20 protein-coding genes and 1 riboswitch are annotated in these 17,170 nt (G+C 43.7%); of the genes, 12 read left to right on the top strand and 8 right to left on the bottom strand.

Features of this window, described 5'->3' with window-relative positions; all coding sequences use genetic code 11:
* The first annotated feature begins 18 nt into the window (after nt 1-18).
* Nucleotides 19-993, top strand: a complete 975-nt coding sequence (locus tag ASL11_RS26000) for an aldose 1-epimerase (protein ID WP_056621310.1) — start codon at nt 19-21, stop codon at nt 991-993.
* Between the two features lie 144 nt (nt 994-1,137).
* Here ASL11_RS26000 and tatA read toward each other — a convergent pair whose 3' ends face one another.
* The 4 genes from tatA to ASL11_RS26020 are packed head-to-tail and all read right to left on the bottom strand — an operon-like array spanning nt 1,138 to nt 4,677.
* Nucleotides 1,138-1,338 (bottom strand): twin-arginine translocase TatA/TatE family subunit, encoded by a 201-nt coding sequence (gene tatA, locus ASL11_RS26005; RefSeq protein WP_056621312.1) that lies wholly within the window; start codon nt 1,336-1,338, stop codon nt 1,138-1,140.
* Nucleotides 1,339-1,364: 26 nt separating this feature from the next.
* A complete protein-coding gene (gene tatC, locus ASL11_RS26010; RefSeq protein WP_056621315.1) occupies nt 1,365-2,105 on the bottom strand; it encodes a twin-arginine translocase subunit TatC in 741 nt (246 codons plus the stop codon).
* A gap of 40 nt (nt 2,106-2,145) precedes the next feature.
* Nucleotides 2,146-3,867 (bottom strand): GMC family oxidoreductase, encoded by a 1,722-nt coding sequence (locus tag ASL11_RS26015; RefSeq protein ID WP_056621317.1) that lies wholly within the window; start codon nt 3,865-3,867, stop codon nt 2,146-2,148.
* A gap of 33 nt (nt 3,868-3,900) precedes the next feature.
* Entirely contained in the window at nt 3,901-4,677 is a 777-nt protein-coding gene (locus ASL11_RS26020; RefSeq protein ID WP_056621318.1) for a gluconate 2-dehydrogenase subunit 3 family protein, read from the bottom strand.
* A gap of 175 nt (nt 4,678-4,852) precedes the next feature.
* On the opposite strand from ASL11_RS26020, the gene ASL11_RS26025 reads away from it, so the two are divergent.
* From ASL11_RS26025 to ASL11_RS26045, 5 genes are all read left to right on the top strand, one after another.
* Nucleotides 4,853-5,215 (top strand): c-type cytochrome, encoded by a 363-nt coding sequence (locus ASL11_RS26025; protein ID WP_056621320.1) that lies wholly within the window; start codon nt 4,853-4,855, stop codon nt 5,213-5,215.
* A 170-nt stretch (nt 5,216-5,385) separates the two neighbouring features.
* A complete protein-coding gene (locus ASL11_RS26030) occupies nt 5,386-5,985 on the top strand; it encodes a hypothetical protein (protein WP_056621322.1) in 600 nt (199 codons plus the stop codon).
* Nucleotides 5,986-6,060: 75 nt separating this feature from the next.
* Nucleotides 6,061-6,405 carry a zinc ribbon domain-containing protein YjdM gene (locus ASL11_RS26035; RefSeq protein WP_056621324.1) on the top strand — a complete coding sequence of 115 codons (345 nt, stop codon included), beginning with the start codon at nt 6,061-6,063 and terminating at the stop codon, nt 6,403-6,405.
* Between the two features lie 363 nt (nt 6,406-6,768).
* Entirely contained in the window at nt 6,769-7,200 is a 432-nt protein-coding gene (locus tag ASL11_RS26040) for a hypothetical protein (RefSeq protein WP_056621329.1), read from the top strand.
* The gene (locus ASL11_RS26045) at nt 7,197-8,177 is read left to right on the top strand and encodes a glycerophosphodiester phosphodiesterase family protein (RefSeq protein ID WP_056621331.1); all 981 of its coding nucleotides are present in this window, start codon (nt 7,197-7,199) and stop codon (nt 8,175-8,177) included. Before ASL11_RS26040 ends, ASL11_RS26045 begins: the two co-directional genes overlap by 4 nt.
* Before the next feature lie 72 nt (nt 8,178-8,249).
* Here the strand turns inward: ASL11_RS26045 and ASL11_RS26050 are convergent, their stop codons facing one another.
* A complete protein-coding gene (locus tag ASL11_RS26050) occupies nt 8,250-8,780 on the bottom strand; it encodes a DUF84 family protein (protein ID WP_056621333.1) in 531 nt (176 codons plus the stop codon).
* 654 nt (nt 8,781-9,434) lie between these two features.
* On the opposite strand from ASL11_RS26050, the gene ASL11_RS26060 reads away from it, so the two are divergent.
* Genes ASL11_RS26060 through ASL11_RS26070 form a run of 3 tightly spaced genes read left to right on the top strand, consistent with a single transcriptional unit; the run spans nt 9,435 to nt 11,195 of the window.
* Complete coding sequence (locus tag ASL11_RS26060; RefSeq protein WP_056621338.1) at nt 9,435-9,959, top strand: hypothetical protein; 525 nt, start codon at nt 9,435-9,437, stop codon at nt 9,957-9,959.
* Nucleotides 9,956-10,753: a hypothetical protein gene (locus ASL11_RS26065; protein WP_056621340.1), complete on the top strand. Its 798-nt coding sequence runs from the start codon at nt 9,956-9,958 to the stop codon at nt 10,751-10,753. The genes ASL11_RS26060 and ASL11_RS26065 overlap by 4 nt, the downstream gene beginning before the upstream one ends.
* On the top strand, nt 10,740-11,195 hold the full coding sequence (locus ASL11_RS26070) for a hypothetical protein (protein ID WP_056621342.1): 456 nt from the start codon (nt 10,740-10,742) through the stop codon (nt 11,193-11,195). The genes ASL11_RS26065 and ASL11_RS26070 overlap by 14 nt, the downstream gene beginning before the upstream one ends.
* A gap of 115 nt (nt 11,196-11,310) precedes the next feature.
* On the opposite strand, the gene ASL11_RS26075 is transcribed toward ASL11_RS26070, so the two are convergent.
* Nucleotides 11,311-12,762, bottom strand: coding sequence for a hypothetical protein (locus ASL11_RS26075; protein WP_056621344.1), 1,452 nt, complete (start codon nt 12,760-12,762; stop codon nt 11,311-11,313).
* A gap of 170 nt (nt 12,763-12,932) precedes the next feature.
* A riboswitch (cyclic di-AMP (ydaO/yuaA leader) is annotated at nt 12,933-13,067 on the top strand.
* Nucleotides 13,068-13,072: 5 nt separating this feature from the next.
* Between ASL11_RS26075 and ASL11_RS26080 the strand changes: the two genes are divergently transcribed.
* The 3 genes from ASL11_RS26080 (at nt 13,073) to ASL11_RS37905 (ending at nt 14,957) form a co-directional block, all read left to right on the top strand.
* Nucleotides 13,073-13,741 carry a CAP domain-containing protein gene (locus ASL11_RS26080; protein WP_056621346.1) on the top strand — a complete coding sequence of 223 codons (669 nt, stop codon included), beginning with the start codon at nt 13,073-13,075 and terminating at the stop codon, nt 13,739-13,741.
* Nucleotides 13,742-14,276: 535 nt separating this feature from the next.
* Complete coding sequence (locus ASL11_RS26090) at nt 14,277-14,744, top strand: SRPBCC family protein (RefSeq protein ID WP_056621350.1); 468 nt, start codon at nt 14,277-14,279, stop codon at nt 14,742-14,744.
* 81 nt (nt 14,745-14,825) lie between these two features.
* Complete coding sequence (locus ASL11_RS37905) at nt 14,826-14,957, top strand: hypothetical protein (RefSeq protein ID WP_268796237.1); 132 nt, start codon at nt 14,826-14,828, stop codon at nt 14,955-14,957.
* 272 nt (nt 14,958-15,229) lie between these two features.
* Here the strand turns inward: ASL11_RS37905 and ASL11_RS26095 are convergent, their stop codons facing one another.
* Both ASL11_RS26095 and ASL11_RS26100 read right to left on the bottom strand, forming a co-directional pair.
* Nucleotides 15,230-16,039, bottom strand: a complete 810-nt coding sequence (locus tag ASL11_RS26095) for a sugar phosphate isomerase/epimerase family protein (protein WP_056621352.1) — start codon at nt 16,037-16,039, stop codon at nt 15,230-15,232.
* A gap of 100 nt (nt 16,040-16,139) precedes the next feature.
* Complete coding sequence (locus tag ASL11_RS26100; RefSeq protein ID WP_056621354.1) at nt 16,140-17,039, bottom strand: helix-turn-helix domain-containing protein; 900 nt, start codon at nt 17,037-17,039, stop codon at nt 16,140-16,142.
* Nucleotides 17,040-17,170: the final 131 nt, after the last annotated feature.

Consider the following 17,170-nt stretch of genomic DNA (forward strand, 5'->3'; position numbering starts at 1 on the left):
CTGAAAGGGTGCTGTACAATGAATCGATATGCTGTGAATAAGGTTCAGGAGTTGGGTTATACGTTGTTTGAACTTGTGGATACCCAAGGGAATGGAATAGCGATGATAACTCCTGACTTTGGCGCTAATTTACTTTCCTACACGTATATGGAGATGCCAGTCATTGTCCCACCGAACAGTTTGCAAGATTTTATTGAACAGGCAAGCGCACATACCATGTATGGGACGCCTATTTTATTTCCACCGAATCGCATCCTCAAGGGGTCATTTACATTCGGCGGCAGGTCTTATCGTCTCCCGCTCAATGAACCGCCTTTTCATCATTTGCACGGTGAAATGTCACATAAAGCTTGGCATGTTGTAGATGCAAGTGCTTCAGACGAGAAGGGGGCGTATGTCAGTTGTCAATTTGACTTTGCTGAACATCCAGAGATTATCGCTTATTTTCCTCATCCCTTACTTTTTACGGTGACGCATCATATGTTTGAAGGTCGTTTGACGACCCAGCTTACAGTTGAAAATAAAGGTGGAGACATGGCCCCATTTGCGCTGGGGCTGCATCCGTATTTTGCCACACCATCCGCGGGGGATGGTTGTTACTTGACCGTTCCCGCTGCTGAAGAATGGCTAGTGTCCAATTTGGCTTTCGTTCAGGCGCTGCCCGCAGAAACTGCATTCTGCGAAAGCTTGTCGCAAGGTATATCTCTGGCCTATCCTGAGCTCGGTTGCTCGTTGTTGACACTGAACGGGGATCGAACGTGCCGTTTTGAAATGAAGGAAGCCGGATATCGTATTGCCTATCAGATCGATCCGAAATTTCCGTTCGTAGTCTTATTTAAACCAGATTGGACAGATGCTTTCTCAATAGAGCCTTACACGTATGTAACGGATGCGTTTAATCTTCCTTATCCGCCTGAGCTGACAGGAGCGAGGGGAATTGAACCACAAGAAGTGATTCATTTATCGACAGCAATCTGGCTGGAGAAGTTATAGTTTTGAATGTGGAACGGTAAAAAAAGGAACCGCCACAAAAGGTTTTTGACCTTGAGTGACGGCTTTTGGCTAACTTCCAGGCTGATTTCGAGGTCTGTAGTGATGAAAAACATCACTACAACTTCAGTTAATTTTAAGCCGCCTCTACAGAGGCGGCTTTTTGCCTTCATTTTCGATCAAATGGTCATGATCGCCATCCTCCATGATATTCCGAGTTGAGTTACGGAATTCACGAAGCGTATCCCCAAATGCACGGCCCAGCTGCGGCAGTTTGGAAGGTCCGAAGACAATTAAAGCGATAGCCAGAATTAAGATTAATCCTGATACTCCAATATTGTTGAACATTGCAATCATCCTCTTTTCTTTTTCTCTTAATCTTCAACTAGGTTCAAATTCGCAACACGTTGCATGGCACGCCATTGCCAGCCGGCCACCAATACGCTGATTTCAAACAGAAGAATTAGTGGCACTGTGACCGATAAGTGTGAAATCATATCCGGCGGTGAGATGCATGAGCCTGTGATGGTCAGCGCGATATAGGCGTATTTCCTGGACATTTTCAGAATCTGAGGCGTTAAGAGACCTATTTTCGTCAAAAACAGGAGAACCACAGGCAGCTCAAACGCGATTGCCATCGGAATGACAATTTGAAACAAGAAAGCAAAATATCGATCAATCCCATACGTCTCCACGGCGCCTATCGATTGATTCATTCGGATCATAAAGCGCATCATCATCGGGAAAACGACCCAATAACTGAACGAAACCCCGATGATGAATAACGCAAAAGCGACTGGTATGTAAGGAAGCGCGTTCCTGGATTCGGTTTCAGTAAGCCCTGGCTTTACGAATACCCATGCTTGGTAAAGAACGACGGGCACTGTAAATAAAGCGGCGAACAGAAACGCACACTTCATATAAATCATCAGCCCATCCGTGAACGAAAACACATTCCACTTAATTTCACCGATCAATGGCTGTGATTTCAAGTACAGAAGGATATCCGACGAGAGATACAAGCCCACACACAGTGTAACGATGAACCAGGCGAACACGATGAGCAATCGCTTGCGAACCTCTGTCAAATGTAAGATCCAATCTTCTTGCTCCATGTCATTCCTCCTTTATCATGAAACGTGTGGGCTGCCCGAGTTAAACGACACTTCCACCTTGTTTCAAATATTTTGCAATGCCGTCCACAGCGCGGTAAGCCAAAGCACCCACCGTACCTGTTGGATTGTAGCCACTATTGTGAGCGAACGCCGATGCACCTACGACGAACACATTTTCAGCATCCCACATTTGCAAATACGAGTTAACCGCAGAGGTGGAGGGGTCTGCCCCCATAATGACGCCGCCTGTATTGTGGGTCGATTGATACGGAACGATATTGTAGGCTGCTAACGTATCCGAAGACCCAATCGTCGAAGGGTTCATTTCTTTCATGATTTCTGCAGATTTCCCTGCCATAAATTTGATCATTTGCCGATCCTGCTCTTCAAAATCGAAGGTGATCCGAGGCAGTGGCAGACCGTAAGCATCCTTATAAGTCGGATCCAAATCCACATAATGATGTTTCCATGGCATGCTGCTGCCTTGCGGTGAGACAGACAATACACTGTTTGCATATTTCAGCGACTTCTGTTTAAAATCTTTCCCCCAGGCTGGTGTACCTTTGGGAACGGAGTTTGTCGCAATCGGACGTTGGCCGGTTTGCGAAATTCGGATACCAGCCCCATGGATGAAATTCAGATTCGTGTGGTCGAAATTATCCCCATTGAAATCAGGAATTTCCATGCCGAGGGAACCTGCTCCCGCGTACAAGTTGAACTGCTTTTCATCGAAAAAGCCTGTCGCATTCCCGCCGTTCGTTTGGTAACAGTAATTTTTACCGATAACACCTTTACCTGAGGCAGGATCGTATGGTTTACCCAATTTGGAAGTGAGCAGAAGCTTAATGTTGTTAAATACATAGCTGGCCATGATGACGACGTCCGCAGGCTGCTCAAACTGCTCACCCGTTACAGTGTTTACGTATACAACGCCGCTAGCTTTTTTGCCATCATTCAGCACCTGAGTCACATTGGAGTAGGAGCGCAACTCGAAATTGCCGGATTTCTGCGCAATAGGGAGTGCGGTCACGATCACATCTGCTTTTGCCCCGTACTCACAACCAAATCGTTCGCAATAACCGCAATATTGACAGGCTGCACGAGTAATGCCATCGGGGTTCGTATATTGCTCTGACAAATTAGCCGAAGGCATCATATAGGGATGGTACCCGAGTTTTTTGGTCGCATCTTCGAACAATTTCAAGATCGGCGTTTTCACCATCGGTTTGGTTGGGAACGGAGCGGAACGCTTACCTACAAGTGGATTCTGCTCAGCTTCACCCGAAATGCCAGCCAATTTCTCGAATTTATCGAAATAAGGCTCTAACGTATCATACGTGATGCCCCAATCCTGGATCGTCATGCCCTCAGGAATTTTCTGCTTCCCATAACGTTCGACAGTCTTGCTATAAATCTCGAAATCATAGGGGAGAAATCGCAAGGTTTGTCCATTCCAGTGAACACTTGCACCGCCGAGACCTTCCCCAAGCAAGAAGGAGCCGTACTCCCGCATCGGAACAGCAGCCATTTTCTCCGTATTGCGGAAAGTGACGGTTTCTTTGGACAAATCCTGCATGAGATCATAACGAGAAGCGTATCGAAGCTCATCATGCACCATATAGTAATCTGCTGTACTGCGCGGCTTGCCGCGCTCTAGGCCAACAACCTTAACACCTTGTTTCGTTAATTCTGCGGCGATAATTCCCCCGACCCATCCCATTCCAACAATGACAACGGGGACTTTCGGCATTTTAGTAGCCATCTACGTATTTCCTTTCTTCGTGAGATTTGTTCCTTAATGAACGAAATGATCGTGCAAGCTGCGAGGTTCCATGACAACGAATTGATCTTTATCAATCATGTTCGTATAGGTCATTTGGTTGCCTGGGTACTTACGCATTTTCCAACCAGCCATATTCTTATTCCCGCCATATAAGGGATCGGAGTAGACACCTTCCATCACGAGTACTCGAAATAGGTTGAAAAAGGTTTTACCTGTAATCCCATTTACGACGCTGATTTCACCTTTTTCCATGGAGGTCAGAATCGCATCTTGTTCTTCAGGTTTAATATCTACGAATCCTTTCGTATATTTGGTTTTGGCTGTTTCTTCAAGGCTATTTAACCCCATTGTTACGAGCTCATGGCGTTGAATGCTGAGGTAATCCCCCTGAGTGACTTCACCTTTCACGAATGGTCCCATCCGATAGGTGCGAGCATTCACCCCCCAAGGGCTCGCTAGCTGATGGTCAATATAAAAGGCAACGCCAAGCTCTGCAGCTCCTGGTCCGCTGTCATCCTTAGGGAATATTCGTTCAGCTGCGGCTTCAGCGATTTGCAGTTGGGATTGATTGAAGAACATCGGTGCTTGATTATAATCAGCTGTGACTTGTGGATTAGGACTTGTTGTAGGTGAAGGAGAGGTCTGGGATATATCTTTCTTAAACCCTCCAGATACTGCGCTTCCAATGACGCCACCAACCACCACGCCACCAATGGCAGTTCCGGTGTACTTGAGAAAACGGCGACGTGAGTGATCAGGTGTATGATTATTCGTGTTTTTGTCAGCCAACTTGTCATACCTCCATGGAATTTTATGTACTTCTGGGTAGTTATGGATATGTTGATCTGTAAGCGTATTTCCTATGCATGATTTGCATGAAAATATGGAAACGTGGGTAATGTAGTGGTAGGTTTCCGATTTCTAACCATGTTAAGAACCTATGAATGTGAGGAGAAGCATACTCATGAACAGAAAGATCGTAGTCCTCACCCTCTTGCTTGCTGGAGCTTTATCGGCTTGCGGAAAAAGTGAAACGACACCTAGCCCAAGTGCAGGCACAACAACTGCGCCAACTGCATCGGCAAGTACAGGAACAACAACCAAAGCTGATGCACAGACGGTATTTAAAGCCAATTGTGTCAGCTGTCATGGCGCCAATCTGGAAGGTTTAGTCGGGCCGAATCTTCAGAAGGTTGGCGGAAAGCACTCGAAAGAACAACTCACCGCGATAATTGCGAACGGGAAGGGTGCAATGCCTGCTTTTAAAGGAAAGCTATCCGATGATGAGATCAGTTCGTTATCTACATGGCTTGCAGACAAGAAATAATCAGGAATGAACCCGCCCTTCTCTGATAAACGGATAGGCGGGATTTTTCTATTTTTAAATAAACAGTCATTCATTTCGTTCTCGTAGAGGCATAGGATAGTGAAGTAATTGGTAAAATACCGGAAAAAGGTGCTTCCTTTTCTCAATATGCAACAGGGGAGATGAACCAGATGAAGGGCAAAGATCGGTGGAATGATCTCTTTGAGTTTGCGATGTATGTGCTGGCAGGAGGTTGCTTTGTTTACTTTCTTGTAAAAGGCAACGGGGCGAAAATGTTTCAAGCGGTGCTCATTGCGGCTGTACTTCTGCTCATCCGACTCGTAGTTAAATGGACGAAGTCGACCATGTTTACCTCGCTGCGTTTTTGTGTGCTGTTATTTATTTTTATCACGATGTTCCTTGCGAATGAATTCGGCTATTATGGTGTCATCCCTTATCTGGATAAAATTGAGCATCTTTTCTCCGGCGTAATCCTTTGCTTCATCGGTTTATTGATTTATACTAAAGCCGCTGATCATCCAAAGGGAACGGAACCACCTTCATCACATGTCGCGGTGTGGCTGTGTTTGTTCTTTTCAATTGCCATGGCAGGAGTTTGGGAGATTTATGAGTTCGCGACGGACCATCTCTTCGGTCTAAATTCACAGAATGGTAGCCTACTTGATACGATGACGGATATCATATGCGGAACATCAGGGGCGATTTTAACGGCTTGTTATTTGGCTTTGAAGGCGAGGAAACGGGCTCTACCTTTGGTCGATATAAGATAGTTTTGGCAGTCCCAGCCTTGTCATTTCTCCTCATTTGTGGCACTATTAGCACTATTGAATGGAGGAATTGACAGCATGGAAGAATTGTCTAATTGCCCAAAATGCCAATCTGCCTATACGTATGAAGATGGCAATTTACTGGTGTGCCCGGAATGTGCGCATGAGTGGTCGTCATCAGTTAGTGAAGAGGAGAACGGCGATGAGCAGAAAGTGGTCAAAGACGCGAATGGTAATGTGCTAAAAGATGGTGATTCTGTGACGGTCATCAAAGATTTGAAAGTCAAAGGGACTTCATCCGTTATCAAAATTGGTACAAAAGTGAAAAACATTCGCTTAGTCGAAGGCGATCATGATATTGATTGTAAAATCGATGATTTCGGCGCCATGAAGTTAAAGTCGGAGTTTGTTAAGAAGATTTAAGAGGAGATCCGTGCGAAGCGCGGGTCTTTTTCTTTGAATAGGGGATAGTTTAGTATCGCGTGACTCAGACTAAATGAAGAAGGAAAGATAAGGGTGGCCGACAGAGGAGGGGATTCGTTGCAACTATTTCATCTTAGTTATATTCTTTTGTTTAGCGTTGTGCTCGCGGCAGGAACGATCGGAGTCGCTTGGTTTGTATTCCATAAGCGAAAAAGGAAATCTCGTTAATGTTTAAGATGTATACTTGCCCGTTGGAGCTATAGAAGCTCTAGCGGGCTATTTTTTTGATTGATTGCTCTATACGACGCATAAAAAGGGAATTGGAAGCTTTTCACGAATACATTCTATGGAGGGGGGCTAACTGTGAAACTATACGAACGATCATTAAAATCTCAACTTGCGAGTGTTTGTATTTTTTTCTTCTTATCTTTGGTACAACTCATCATTAATATTGGAGACCATCGCCCTGTTGGTTTTATTGTTATTTTCAGTTTTTGTCTGGGTCTTTTTCTCATTCTAGCTGTCATTATTAGTATAGATCTCATCCAAAAAGATGCGGAGAAAATAGTGGCTAAAGTAGAATTCATCGAAGAATACCGTATTCATATTCGAAAACCAAATGGAAAGTTAATGAAAGTGCGAGTAAAAGCAACAGAATATGAACAATTTCATATCAATCAATCAGTCGAATTGCTGGTTGCTAAACGGACTAGTGCCTTGCTCACAATCAACAGGTTGGATGATGAAATTGAGGATTGCCTTCAAGCGGACATTATTACAACGGAGGACGTATGAAGCGATTACGAAAGCTATTCAAAAGTAAGCTAGTATGGGTTTTGCTCATTCTCATTGTATTCATCTATATAAATAACACATCATTACTTGCCAAAGAACGGACTGGAAGTCCATTTCTAATGGCTCATCGTGGACTCGCGCAAACGTTCCACACCGAAGACTTGAAGAACGATACGTGTACCGCTGAGCGAATCTTTGTGCCGGAACATCCGTATCTGGAGAACACGATTCCTTCCATGCAAGCCGCATTTGATGCCGGGGCCGATGAGGTTGAATTCGATATTCATATAACCAAAGATGATCAATTTGCCGTATTTCATGATTGGACGCTGGACTGTCGGACGAATGTCAAAGGGCAGTCAAAAGACTACACCATGGCTGAACTGAAAAAGGTGGATATAGGTTACGGGTACACGGCTGATAATGGAAAGTCGTACCCTTTTCGAGGAAAAGGCATTGGATTAATGCCCTCCTTCAATGAAGTGCTCACACAGTTTGCGGACAAGATGCTCCTCATTCATATCAAAACCGACGATCGCAAGGAAGGCAACTTATTCGCAGATATGTTGGCTAAGCTTTCACCCGAACGGAGGAGCCAGTTGACCATATATGGTGGCGATTTACCTGTATCTATTGTGAAGGAAAAGCTGCCAGACACGCGAGTCATTTCTGTGGATACGATGAAAAACTGTCTACTCCCGTACCTTGCATATGGATGGACAGGTAGCATACCTGCCTCCTGTGAGCATATTCAGATTCATATTCCGGAAAAATTGGCTCCGCTCTTGTGGGGATGGCCGAACAAGTTTTTAAACCGAATGGATAAAGTGGATACCCGAGTGATCGTGGTTGGTGGGAACGGCACGGAGTTTTCAACCGGGTTTGACACACCAGCGGATTTGGAGCGGCTTCCAGCTTCCTACTCCGGCGGAATATGGACGAACCGGATTGACCGCATTGCACCGATTTATAAGTGAAACAAAGAGGGCACCTACTAGTAGAATCATCTACTTGCGGGCAGCCCTTTTTCACTTTTCGTTGGCCTATTTTTACTTATAAAACGTGGATTGAAAAGGTGTTAGAGCTGCTATGACCGCATCACGAAAAACATCACTTCGTGTAATTCGACCATTTGTAAATAAACCATAAGCACCTTCTTTGTGATTACTCCCGATCGTGCTGCTCAGTTCATCTATGATGTGACGCAACTCAGTTCCACCTTGTAATAGTTTCTCGCCAATTTCATGGGGGATGGGGAAATAAAGCCCTTTACCGACATAGAGTCGATTCCCGTCCCAAGCAGCACACACGGAGAAGAGATACCACTGCATCGTATGGATGCTGTCATGCATAAGGCCACCTTCGAGTCCAAGTCCAAAGTCGGCTTCAGGTACTGCCGCAAGCACATTTTTGGCCCTTGTGATCGCACCAATAATGGTTTCATCTTCCGTCATTGGCTGGTCAGAAACACCAGAAGGGACAGCGTTACAAATCGGTTCTATCCCCGTAGCCGCCACTACAGCAGCTCGTTTTGCTTGATTGTTCGTACCTAAAGCGATTCTTACCTTATTTTCAAACATATGACATCACTCCTAACTCTTAATACGGATCAACGAAAACAATAAGTTCTAGTATATCATGTTTTTAATTCTAATAAGATTAGTGGCGAGTTGTGCTTTTTCTGCTCAGTACTAAATGTGAGCGAAGTTGGGCATATTTGTAAAAAACACGTATTGATGAAGGGGACAATGGTGCTGCAAGCATGGGAAATATTCTACTCATTACTTTTTATATCCTGACCATCATCACTTTTTTCGTTATAAAGCGAAAGTTGCAAATGTTCGAAACAATCTTTTGCTGGTTAATTGTACTTTTGCTGCACGGTGTCTACTTTATGATTATCACCTTGAATTATCAGTTATTGATTCCTTCGCCTCGGTTGCCGGATATCATATTAAGAATCATATATCAACAAGTGATTACGCCGATTATTGTGATATGGGCCATGGAGCAGTTAATAAAAATACGTGGATTATTGTACAAGACTTTGTCCATCTGTATGTTCTCAATCTTTCATATGGTATTAAAATTTTGTATGCAAAACTTAGGAATTGTTCAGTACTCTGAACAGTGGAGAGTATCTTGGTCATGTTTGGAAAGCATCTTGCTCCTTATTTGCACAGGAGTTGCACTACTATTGTATCGTTTGGTTATGCGAAAGGAAGGAATTCCATTTGAGTCATCTTGAGGTATTATTGCAACGCAATACGCTATTTACACTCGTGTGTCTCGTGTTAAGTTATGGTTTCATGTGGGTTTTGCCAAGTAACATGCCTAAATCCGTAAGTATCATCATGATGCTTTTCAGTCTGAATACGGCCAAAAGTTTGGATACGATTATTGCCGTACCACCGTTTGACCTCTATAACACGAATATTTATCCGAATTTCGATCTTGCAGATACCCTAACATGGTGTTTATATCCTGTATTTGGTTATTTTTTTGCTTATTATTACACGCGGTTTCGTATTCGTGGGTTGATGATTCCTGTCTATATTTTATGTTGTTCATTAATAGGAACAGCCTATGAATCTTTAAATGTTTATTTTGATGTTTTTCAGTATCGACACTGGAAATTAAGTTACTCTTTTTGCGTCTATCTCATCGTACAGACACTGTGTGTTCTTGTATTTATACAGCTGAAAAAGCATTGGATTGATCAAAAATATCAATCGACAAGGAGAATCAATCGAACTTGAGTTCTTTACAAGGCCATCACCCACGAAGACAGCAAGCGTTATTAAGTATGGACGGTTTAAGCAGCCTGCGCTGGCAGGATCCAAAGTTAATAGCGTGGTGGTCGGCATCCTTTCCAGGATTCGGTCATTTCCTGCTCCATCAATTTATACGCGGATTTCTTTTATCAGCATGGGAAGTGGCTATCAATTCACTTGCTAGAATCAATGAGGCGATCTATTACTCCTTCAGTGGGAAATTCGAATTGGCTGCACAAGTTATTGAGCCAAGATGGGCATTCGCCTATGCCATCGTTTACTTGTTCGCGATATGGGATAGTTATATCAAAGCGATCGATGCGAATAAGCAATACCATCTGGCAAAGCTTGAAGGAGCAAGAATTACTTCCAATTTAATTAAACCTTGGACGATTACGAATATAAGCTTCAAGAGACCTGGAGCAGCTTTGGTCTGTTCTTTTGTTTTCCCTGGACTCGGCCAGCTATACAATAACCGACTCATATTAGGATTCTATGGGGTATTCTGGTGGTTTATTTATCTGACCATGTCACGATCACATGAAGCCACCCTTTATCTCATACTGGGTAAGTTGTCCAAATCGACCGCACTGCTAGATCCACATTGGCTATTATTTATGCCGTCAGTCTTCGGGGGCGCTATGTATGACGCATTTATGACAGCGCAAGATCATAATCGACTTTTTCGTCTGGAGCAGAAGCAATACTTAGCAGAAAAGTATCCACATTTTCCATTACGTTTGTTTGAGAAGGAGGATGACCCGCATGCTGATCATTAGTACTTTTGAGCACTCGATTGAAGTGGAGGAAGCACTAGCTGTACTTGAACAGATGGGTCTACCTCGTAATGAAATCATGACCGTCATGATGGATAACTATATGGACATACCCGATCATAATTACAATTCAAATCCGAATAAGAAAACGCTGGCCTTTGAGGTTGGCATGGCAACATCTACGGCATTCTCTGTCATAGGGATTAGTTTCGGCTTCATTCTGTATTTGGGGCCTATTATTTGGGGAGTTATTTGCGCCATTTGCGGATTTAATATTGGGTATTGGCTCACGCGCATCATACAAACTAAGCTACTTAAACATGTTATACGGAAAAAAGAGCGATTACCTGAGCTGGCAGTCATTATTCAATGCCATGAGGAACGATTAAAAGAGGTACAGCATGTGTTGTGGGAATATCAAGCGCTATCCGTAGGCAAATTTTAAAATAGAACATATACAAGCTTGAGTATTCAAGCTTATTTTTGCTGAATTGCACAAATCTGAAAGAGGCTAATGGATTTATATCCAATAGCCTCTTTTATTTCTATCACGCGTATTTTTATTTCATTTTAGCTAAGTCATAATCAAACCATGTTCGCATCTCACCAGTAGTTAGATTCTCAATTGTGTTGTTACGATGTTTAATGAAAATGTTTCTATTTTTATCCAAATAATAATCGCCAAAAACATAGTCGGATAAACGTTTTGTTTCTAATTTCGTATTCAGTGTGTACAGCCCAGCCGTGTCTTGCACAGCATAATCCTTATTCGAAATGCCATTAAGTACGATATAGAGGCTTCCATCGGTAGAGGCAGGATTGGATAATGAAAGGTTTGTTATACCTAATGTATTGACATCCAATTCATGAAGCCGTTCATTTACCATGTGAAGAGTTCCTTCTTGGTCTAGCAAGCCAACGCGGGCACTACCCGAAATAAAGCCATTTCGACTAGGTAATTTAGCAGAAGCAATCCACACAGTACCGTCTGGGTTCGGGATGACGCGGTCTAGCTTTTGATTGAAGTCTTCGAGTCGTGTCACGTTCCCATTTTGAATAAGAAATGTATACGTCGTACCATAATTTGGACCAATCGCGGCAATCGGCAAGGTCAAATTAATGGATAAGATTACCCGTTGATCGCCAACTGGAAAAGCGGTGTACGTATGGACAGGTGCTCCCCAGGCTGCCGATTCCCATACATCGGAGTCTGTGAGTGTGTGTACTTTTACATTACCGTAGAACAAATCGCGATCTTTACGCACTAACTCTACCGGTTTACCAGCAAATGGATGTGGAGATGTAGAAAGGCTTTTGATAAATTGATCTTGCTCTTCATTGTTTTTCCATTCGATTTGATAGTTGCTTTTATCCATCTTAAGCATGGATTTTGTACGGTCCGCGGAAAGCAGGGAGTAGAAATATAGCGAACGATCATCGTCACCTATAATGGAATAGATGGCATTTTGCCCGCCAACTAGCGATAGCCCTTCATCATCACTCCATTGTATGTCTATCTGAAGAAGATCATGGACAAATCGCCAAGTCAAAGGCATATAAGTCACATCCTGATACGTTAGAAAAGGGTAAGGCTCTGTTTTATTATTAATTTCTACTTGATTCATCGTGATGGGTACATCGGAAACTTGGACAAAGTAACTATTTGCATGACTTTTGGTTGTTAGATCCTGTTCAAGTGGAGTTTGACGAATTGGCGGGGGAAAGTTCCGGTTTGACCAAATCTGCAATCCATCGGATTCACTCCAGTTGTACTCAATGCCGAGTGTTTGGAAATTGTTCCACGTCATGGGTAGGTAAGTGATGTCTTTATACACCAGAAACGGGTATTGGCTATGGGCAATGTCCATGTCTTGACCATTGATTTGAATTGGAAAATAGGGCAGAGATGCCTTCACAGATACGCTTGCTGAAGCTTGCATTGGAAGTAACGGTAACAACCCGCACATCAATCCGAGTATGACAATCGAGCATTTGATGGCAATTTTCTTCAAACCTATCACCCTTTTCTAAGTTAGTATTGCTACTAAATTAGACGCAGGATGCTGGGAAAAGTTGTATGAATGAAGGAGGATATATCCAGATCGTGTTGTTGATGGTAAATTTTGAGTCATGATCTCATTGATTTCCCATGTTACAATCGTTGAGATCCAAGCTGGATCCAAAACTTAGAAGGCCGAAGCTTTTTTGAAGCACGGGGGAACCAATCTTTGGGGTGAAGTCGCGTTATGCGCGGCCGGGTGATTACTCTTTGATCCGAATCCGACAGCTAACCTCGCAGGCCACAAAAAGGAGAGGTTTATAGTGAAACGTTACAAGAAGCTTATTGTTACAGGAGCCTTAGGTTTGACTGTCTTGATGGGGGCGAACGCAGCATTTGCTGCAACAGGAACACACACGGTAGCAGGCAACGATACCATGTGGCTAATCTCTAAGAAATATGGCGTCAGCCTTACTTCACTGATTAATGCGAATCCACAGGTAGCCAATCCGAACGTGATTTGGTCGGGCATGAAGCTCAACATTCCTGGGAGCACGGGTACAACTGTTGTGACGAAACCACAGGTTACGCCAGCACCTACAGTTACACCGACACCAACGCAATCCACTTTTGCCAGTCAAGTGGTTACCTTAGTAAACCAGGAGAGAACGAAGGCTGGATTGAAGCCTTTGACCAGCAATAGCGCTCTTACCGCGATGGCGCTGGATAAAGCGAAAGACATGTACAATAACGGATATTTCGATCATACATCGCCAACTTACGGGTCACCTTTTGATATGATGAGCTCCTACGGCATTCATTATTCCTACGCGGGTGAAAATATCGCTAAGGGTCAGCAATCCCCTGCAGCCGTCATGACAGCATGGATGAACAGTACCGGTCACCGTCAAAACATTCTAAGTCCGAACTTCACACAAATAGGTGTTGCTTATTATAACGGTGAGTGGGTTCAGGAATTTATAAGTAATTAAAAGGTAAATGTGAATCGTGGCAGTCTCCCTTGGGAGGCTGTTTTTTTGCATTATGTCGAAGGAGATAGGTCGTGTGTGTCGAATTGGAAATCAATTATAAGATTGGAGTGTTAAGTAGATTAGAGAAAACGAGGAACTCAGTGACTTGGAAAAGACAAAGGAGTAGTGTCGTAGTGACTAGAATAAAAAAAATGACATTTTGGATAGTTACTGTTTTCTTTTATATCTGTTTGTTTCTACTGTATTGGATTTTCCTCACCGCGGATATGGCTTTATATGTAGGTAAATTAGTTAGTCAAATGGGCATAGAGTCAACCCAATCATTCGTTATTTTCTATTTCATTGTCGGAACAATACTTACTATCGCATTCTGTTTTTTAAATGTTTGGGCATATCGCAAGAAACGAGTGTTTTTCTGGTTGTTTTTTATTTTACACGCTTATTATTTATATAAATTATATAGTATCGTCGTAGATCCGAACCCAATTAGAATCATTTAAAAAATTTGCAATTAAATTCCCAAGAGGTGCATCCAGTGATTAAGATACTCACACAAATCGAAATTAAGGCATCCATTGATGTTTGTTTTGACATGGCTTCGAATATTGACATACATACGCAGACTGTCTGGCCATATACCAAGGAACGAGCGATAGCTGGAACAACAACTGGCATGGTTCGTGGAGGGGATACGGTTACTTTTGAGGCAAGACACTTTCTAATTAGGCAAAAGCACACGTCACTCATATCGAATTATGTGCGACCTTACCGATTTGTTGATGAAATGTTGCAGGGGACTTTTAAAAGTATGAGGCACGAACACGAGTTTATTGATTTAGGTGACACAACGTTGATGAAAGATATGTTAAGTTTTGAGGCTCCGCTAGGCTGGATCGGATGGTTGGTTGAGAGAGTAGTGTTGAAGAGATATATGACACGATTCTTGAATTATCGGAATGAGCAATTGAAGATTTTAGCTGAGAAATATGTAAAAGAGCAATAGAAGGAGGCAGGAGGAAGAAGCAACAAAAGGGGAAATAAAAGGAGCGGAAAACGGAGGAAAGCTAAGTGAGAGATTAATGATATGGAAAAAACGTGTACGTTTTATCAACTGCCAGAGGTACATAAAATCATTGGTACGATAGATGATCTGGTTGCAAGGATTTACGAATTTAACTGTTTAACTAGCATGGAGGAGCCGAATTTGAAACAGTAAGGGAACCTAGATACGTTATTTCGAAGTAATTGGCTAGTTTTTGCAGCTAAGGGAACGTGAGTGCGCTATTTGCTCGTATTGGTGGTTTTTGGCGGTTTTCGAGTGAATAGCGCACTGTCGTTCCCTTTCGATACCATTCAAGGTCGTTTTGCTGTAAATAGCGTTCTCTGGTTCCCTTACGCTCAAAATGTCAGATATTTAAGATGACAATTTACAAATAAACTGAAAACGGAAGTCAATGATGTGTATCTACATCATTGACTTCCGTTTTTTCAATGAAACATCGCTTCAAACCGCTTCTTAAACGTTTGAAACATCCACAAATTCACTTCCCATAAGTCTGAAACAGGTTGCTGTGTAAAAGGCAACACCGGCATATACGGCGGCGGCCCGAATTCCGGCGTGAAGGTTATCGTATCCGCTCCAGCATCGAATCGGTGCTGACAGATCGTCAGCCACAATCCGATGAAGGTTTCCACATGCACTGCAAATTCTGGTGCCCGCGGGTCCGATACCTGCGGTCCTTCCGGGTAGCCGACGCGTCCGTGAATGTGGATCGCGCGCGCTAAGCTCAGCTGGACGTCCGCATCCTGCGGACTCGGCATGCTTTCGCAGGCTGCGCACCAATGGCTGAAATCAGCGCCGACTGTAAGCTCCGGCAGCTGCTTCAATACGGCCGCCGTTTGCCACGGCGTGAAAAAAGCTCTCCCGCGATGCGTCTCATGCGCGATCGGTATCCCGATCTCTTGCTCTACACGCAGCGCCGCTTCGAAGAACCGCAGCTGCTCATCGGCAGTCATCCGATCGGCTGCGCTGTGCGAATTGATCAGATCAGGATGCAGCTCAGCTGCGCGAAGTACCTGCTCACGGAAAGAATGAATGTGATTCGGGCCCCGCGTCACGACTTGTGCTATGAACGACAAGTTCATGTCGTCCAAATCTTGTCGAAACTGACGATCATCCTTAGCGTCGGAAGGCGGCGTGTATTCGACACCGTAATAACCGGCTTCTATGATTTGCTCTAATTTCCCTTCCCACAACCCGTTCCATTCCCACAGGGATTTATAACCTCGTAATTTCATCGACATTGCTCCTTATCCATAGTCCAAAGACATATCTATGAGTATAGGACAGGATAAGATTGTAAGACTTATGGTATTTTCAGAAATACCCAACGTATTTTCACCAAGAAAGATGTCTATAAGCGGTAGGGGATAAATTCGTCCATCGTTTGAATTGTTTGCTGAATTGCGACAAATCCTTGTATCCCAGTTGTTCGGCGATATACTCGATAGAATGCGAGGGGTCCATAAGCATGAGCTTGGCTTGACGCAGCTTAACTGTGCTTAAATAATGACGTGGCGAGACGCCATAAGCTTTATGAAATACCCGATTACAATGTGCGGGGCTATAGCCGAGCTGCTTAGCAATGTGCGTTATTCGGAACGGTTCCTGCCCTTTTAGTAGTGCAGATGCTTGATGCTCAATTAATGCGGCTAGCTTCGCAGCTAAGCCCGAATCCCCTGTTTGCTGATTAGAAACGACAGCCTCATCGAGTAATACCTCGCTTAACGCGGTGAAAATACGAAATGAAGCATGCATCGTCTGCAGCTTTAGACTCAGCCCACTAGCGGTGTTTTCTCTGGCTATTTGGGCGAGATCCATAAGTATGGGGCGGAGTAAACTCTCCATTTTGCTCCCAGACGGGTGGACGATTTGCCCAATTTGGCTTAATTGCTGACGGAACCAAGGATCAGTTACCTCTAAATGTACACACACGTACTCCATCATATTGCCATCGACTGCACCCAAGCTTGCATGCACTTCATTCGGAAGTATCCAAACCAAATCGCCATGCTGTTGTACAAAATGCTTGTCGCCAACACGCATGCGTTGGGAGCCTTCTACGACAAGATTCAGCTCAAACATCGGATGTTGATGCTCAGGGAATGACCACTGCGCGTTAACCTTGCGAAGATGCGCGGCAAAAATTCGGAAAGATGCCTGCACATCAGGCAGCATGCCGCCTTGAACGACATTATCGAGACCAGCGGGTAAGGATTCTTGTTGTAAGACTTTCATCTATATTGACTCCTTTGGAAAAGGTTTTTAAGTACGGGATACGATAACTATCTCACTTAAATAGGATGGAATCAAATGTTTCTTTTGTCCAAATGAAGGATTGTATTGCCCATGGGTTCAGGGTTTCGATC

It is taken from the genome of Paenibacillus sp. Soil750, assembly GCF_001428045.1.
Classification (GTDB): domain Bacteria; phylum Bacillota; class Bacilli; order Paenibacillales; family NBRC-103111; genus Paenibacillus_E; species Paenibacillus_E allorhizoplanae.

What these genes read in the sequence shown, in the direction of transcription:
- ASL11_RS37905 (WP_268796237.1), top strand. Translation starts at nt 14,826, where the DNA reads ATGGAAAAAACGTGTACGTTTTATCAACTGCCAGAGGTACATAAAATC.
- ASL11_RS26030 (WP_056621322.1), top strand. Translation starts at nt 5,386, where the DNA reads ATGAAGGGCAAAGATCGGTGGAATGATCTCTTTGAGTTTGCGATGTAT.
- tatC (WP_056621315.1), bottom strand. Translation starts at nt 2,105, where the DNA reads ATGGAGCAAGAAGATTGGATCTTACATTTGACAGAGGTTCGCAAGCGA.
- ASL11_RS26015 (WP_056621317.1), bottom strand. Translation starts at nt 3,867, where the DNA reads ATGGCTACTAAAATGCCGAAAGTCCCCGTTGTCATTGTTGGAATGGGA.
- ASL11_RS26000 (WP_056621310.1), top strand. Translation starts at nt 19, where the DNA reads ATGAATCGATATGCTGTGAATAAGGTTCAGGAGTTGGGTTATACGTTG.
- ASL11_RS26045 (WP_056621331.1), top strand. Translation starts at nt 7,197, where the DNA reads ATGAAGCGATTACGAAAGCTATTCAAAAGTAAGCTAGTATGGGTTTTG.
- ASL11_RS26070 (WP_056621342.1), top strand. Translation starts at nt 10,740, where the DNA reads ATGCTGATCATTAGTACTTTTGAGCACTCGATTGAAGTGGAGGAAGCA.
- ASL11_RS26100 (WP_056621354.1), bottom strand. Translation starts at nt 17,039, where the DNA reads ATGAAAGTCTTACAACAAGAATCCTTACCCGCTGGTCTCGATAATGTC.
- ASL11_RS26025 (WP_056621320.1), top strand. Translation starts at nt 4,853, where the DNA reads ATGAACAGAAAGATCGTAGTCCTCACCCTCTTGCTTGCTGGAGCTTTA.
- tatA (WP_056621312.1), bottom strand. Translation starts at nt 1,338, where the DNA reads ATGTTCAACAATATTGGAGTATCAGGATTAATCTTAATTCTGGCTATC.
- ASL11_RS26095 (WP_056621352.1), bottom strand. Translation starts at nt 16,039, where the DNA reads ATGAAATTACGAGGTTATAAATCCCTGTGGGAATGGAACGGGTTGTGG.
- ASL11_RS26050 (WP_056621333.1), bottom strand. Translation starts at nt 8,780, where the DNA reads ATGTTTGAAAATAAGGTAAGAATCGCTTTAGGTACGAACAATCAAGCA.
- ASL11_RS26035 (WP_056621324.1), top strand. Translation starts at nt 6,061, where the DNA reads ATGGAAGAATTGTCTAATTGCCCAAAATGCCAATCTGCCTATACGTAT.